Source organism: Streptomyces sp. SID12501 (assembly GCF_010550245.1).
Lineage (GTDB): Bacteria > Actinomycetota > Actinomycetes > Streptomycetales > Streptomycetaceae > Streptomyces.
Window position 1 is genome coordinate 1 of record NZ_JAAGLU010000348.1, and the last position, 556, is coordinate 556.

Below are 556 nucleotides of genomic sequence, written 5' to 3' on the forward strand. Positions count from 1 at the left end.
AACCGTCCAGGCTCAGTCCGTCGCTCGACCCGACGAACCTCGCGCTTCTCGGAGCTTGTCACGTCCACCATCCTCCTCGCTGCCGCATCGTCAGCCCCCATGATGGCGCACCCGTCCGACAACAACGCGGATCGTCGTCCACAACAGCGTGGCGCAGGTGAGCGCCGTCATGATGGCGCCGAGCCACCACAACGGGTACCGAGCCCAGTCGTGAAGTACTCCGACGATGCTGCCGGCACAGGCCAGCAGCAGGAGAGCGCACCCAACGATGACCACACGCAGCGGTTGAAGGAGCAGGGCCACCATGTCGGGCTCTCGCTCCCCGACGGCGAAGGCGAAAGCGACCGCAGGCACGGCAAGTAGCAGTGCCGCGGCTCCGTCGCTCGCATCAAGCAGCGCCTGCTGAGCCCCAGGGAGCAGCAGTCCGAGGAGCAGCATGATGCTCGTGACCCCGCAGACCAGTGCGGCGTTCATGCGCAGTCCCTTGAGCGGCACACGGAACTCCACCATCGCGCCGTCGTCCGGGTCCTCCGTGTACGTGGCGACCGCGTGCGCG

General features: G+C 67.3%; 1 protein-coding gene. It reads right to left on the minus strand.

Going from position 1 to position 556, the window contains the following annotated elements; all coding sequences use genetic code 11:
• Positions 1-90: 90 nt before the first annotated feature.
• Positions 91-556 (minus strand): hypothetical protein (locus G3I71_RS46150; RefSeq protein ID WP_203733073.1); only part of this gene is annotated, 466 nt, incomplete at its 5' end.